General features: G+C 70.7%; 3 protein-coding genes. All 3 read right to left on the minus strand.

The genetic code is table 11. From position 1 onward, the window contains the following. Positions 1-1440 (minus strand): signal recognition particle protein (gene ffh / locus ACYVE7_RS31445; RefSeq protein ID WP_460369875.1); only part of this gene is annotated, 1440 nt, incomplete at its 3' end. 72 nt (positions 1441-1512) lie between these two features. Further along, positions 1513-2310, minus strand: a complete 798-nt coding sequence (locus ACYVE7_RS31450; protein ID WP_460369878.1) for a phosphate ABC transporter ATP-binding protein — start codon at positions 2308-2310, stop codon at positions 1513-1515. A gap of 23 nt (positions 2311-2333) precedes the next feature. Further along, positions 2334-3221, minus strand: coding sequence for a sortase (locus ACYVE7_RS31455; RefSeq protein ID WP_460369877.1), 888 nt, complete (start codon positions 3219-3221; stop codon positions 2334-2336). Positions 3222-3332: the final 111 nt, after the last annotated feature.

Consider the following 3332-nt stretch of genomic DNA (forward strand, 5'->3'; position numbering starts at 1 on the left):
GTTGTGGGCCTCGGGCTCGCCGGCGGAGCCGGGGCCCAGCGCCCGCTTGCGCGGGTCGCCGGAGACGCGCTTGCCCTTCTTGGCCTTGACCTGCTTGGCGGGCTTGCGGCGGCCGCCCGGCATCCCGGGGATGCCCATCCCGCCGGCCATCGCCTTCATCATCTTCTGCGCCGAGAAGAACCGGGTGACCAGCGAGCTGACCTCGCCGACCGTCACGCCGGAGCCCTTGGCGATGCGGGCGCGCCGCGAACCGTTGATCATCTTCGGTTCGGCGCGCTCGCCCGGGGTCATCGAGCGGATGATCGCGGCGACCCGGTCGAGGTCCTTGTCGTCGATCTGGTCGATCTGCTGGCGCATCTGGCCCATGCCGGGCAGCATCCCCAGCAGGTTCCCGATCGGGCCCATCTTCCGGATCATCATCATCTGGTCGAGGAAGTCGTCGAGCGTGAAGTCCTGGCCCGAGGAGAGCTTGGCGGCCATCTTGGCGGCCTGGTCCTCGTCGAAGGTCTTCTGCGCCTGCTCGATCAGGGTGAGGATGTCGCCCATGTCGAGGATCCGGCCGGCCATCCGGTCGGGGTGGAAGACGTCGAAGTCCTCCAGCTTCTCGCCGGTGGACGCGAACATGATCGGCCGGCCGGTGATGTGCCGGACCGACAGGGCCGCGCCGCCTCGGGCGTCGCCGTCGAGCTTGGTCAGCACGACGCCGTCGAAGCCGACGCCGTCCATGAACGCCTGGGCGGTGTTGACGGCGTCCTGGCCGACCATGGCGTCGACGACGAACAGGATCTCGTCGGGCTGGGTGGCCTGACGGATGTCGATCGCCTGCTGCATCATCTCGGCGTCGATGCCGAGCCGGCCCGCCGTGTCGATGATCACGACGTCGTGCTGGGCGCGCTTGGCCTCGGCGATGGACGCCTGGGCGACCCGGACGGGGTCGCCGACGCCGTTGCCGGGCTCGGGCGCGTAGACCGGGACCCCGGCCCGCTCCCCCATCACCTGGAGCTGGGTGACGGCGTTGGGCCGCTGGAGGTCGCAGGCGACCAGCAGCGGGGTGTGGCCTTCGGACTTCAGCCAGCGGGCCAGCTTGCCCGCCAGGGTCGTCTTGCCCGCACCCTGCAGACCCGCGAGCATGATCACGGTGGGCGGGGTCTTGGCGAACCGGATCCGGCGGGTCTCGCCGCCGAGGATCGCGATGAGCTCCTCGTTGACGATCTTGACGACCTGCTGGGCCGGGTTGAGCGCCTGGGACACCTCCGACCCGCGCGCCCGCTCCTTGATCTTCTCGATGAAGTCCTTGACCACGGGGAGCGCCACGTCGGCTTCGAGCAGCGCGACCCGGATCTCCCGCGCGGTGGCGTTGATGTCGGCCTCCGACAACCTGCCCTTGCTGCGCAGGTTGGCGAAGACCGATGTCAGCCGATCGGAGAGATTCTCGAACACGACCCGTCCTCGCACGACATCAGGAAACTTAACGCGGCCAAGCCTATCCGCCGCCCGCGGTCATTGCGGCGCTCAGCCGAACCGGCCGTTCACATAGTCGGACGTCCTGGGGTCGGCCGGGCGTTCGAAGACGTCCGCGGTGGGCCCCGCCTCCACGATGTGGCCGGGGGTGTCCTGCTCGGCGAGGAAGAACGCGCACTTGTCGGAGACGCGCTGCGCCTGCTGCATGTTGTGGGTGACGATCACGATCGTGACCTCGGCGGCGAGCTCGGCGATCGTCTCCTCGATCCGGCGGGTGGAGGTGGGGTCGAGGGCGGAGCACGGCTCGTCCATCAGCAGGACTTCGGGCGAGACGGCCAGGGACCGGGCGATGCAGAGCCGCTGCTGCTGGCCGCCCGAGAGAGCGCCGCCGGGCGCCTTGAGCCGTTTGTCGACCTCGTTCCAGAGTCCGGCGCGGCGCAGGCACTGCTCGACCAGGGCGTCCTTGTCGGCGACCTTCATCCCCGACAGCTTCAGCCCGGACGTCACATTGTCGTAGATCGACATGGTGGGGAACGGGTTGGGCTTCTGGAACACCATGCCGATCCGCCGCCGCACCTCGGTCAGCCGGCGGCCCTGCCCGTAGATGTCCTCGCCGTCGAGGGCGACCTCACCGGCGAGCGACGCGGTGGGGATCATCTCGTGCATCCGGTTGAGGATCCGCAGGAAGGTCGACTTCCCGCAGCCCGACGGCCCGATCAGCGCGGTGACCCGCCCGGGTTCCATGGTCAGGTTCACCCGGTCGAGCACCTTGCGTTCGCCGAACCACGCCGAGACCCCGGTCGCGACGAGCCCGCCGGCCGTCCGCGGCGCGACGGCCTCGAGGGTCATGGTCTTTTCACTCATCAGTGCCCCTAAAGCGTGTTCGGCAGCAGCCGAGCGAGGTTCTCGTAGATGTTCCAGAGGATCGCCAGCAGGACCGGCGTGCTGGTCACGTAGGTCGGCCACCGGGCCCACCGCAGATAGGACCAGGTGGTGAGGGCGACGCCCATCAGCAGGGCCTCGGCCCAGAGCATCAGCGGCACGACGGCTCCGGTGTCGGAGGTCAGCCCGACCTCGGTGACGCCGATCTCCGGCAGTCCCGCGGTGTTGCCGGCCACGGGCTGGGAGGTCAGGGTGGCGGTGACCAGGGCCTCCCCCGTCGGCGCGATCTTGTCGTCGGCGGTGACGAGCACGAGCGTCGCCGAGCCCGGCGGCGGGGTGAGGACCTGCGGGCCCTGCCCGTTGACGGTGTAGGTGGCCAGGCCCTGCCCGGTCGTGACGGTGATCAGATCGCCGCTGTGCAGCTTCGGGACGTCGCCGAACGGCCCGCCGAAGGTGCCGGCCCTACCGAGGATCACGCTGATCCCCGGCTGTCCCGGCAGCGGCGTGTCCCTGCGGTGCCCGGGCCCGTGGGTGAGCTGCGTGGAACCGGTGCCCTCGACGACGACCTCGTGCAGGCCGAGCCGCGGCACGTCGATGATCGCGACGGCCGTGCCGGGCGCGATCGACGGCCCGACCGGCGCGGTCCCCTGCGACAGCGCGTACCGGAAGTCGGCGTACAGGGTGACCTGGTCGCGGTCGTGCTGGAGGGGCGACAGCAGCCCCAGATAGGCGACGAACCCCAGGACCAGCACGCCCAGCAGGCTGACGCTGACCCCGACGGCCTTCAGCACCGGGTTCCCGCGCGGCGCGGCCGCCCGCTCGGCGGCGGGCGGTGCCTCCGCGATCTCCCCGGGCGGACGTTCTTCCACGGCCGTCATGACCTGCGCCTCTTTCCACTCCGGATCCGGCCGGGCAGCGGCACCCGGACCGGTGGCGGCCTGAGCCCGAACCGGCCCGCCCCGTACAGTCCCGGCCCGACCAGCCCGGCG

The sequence above is a fragment of the Actinocorallia lasiicapitis genome (assembly GCF_054778695.1).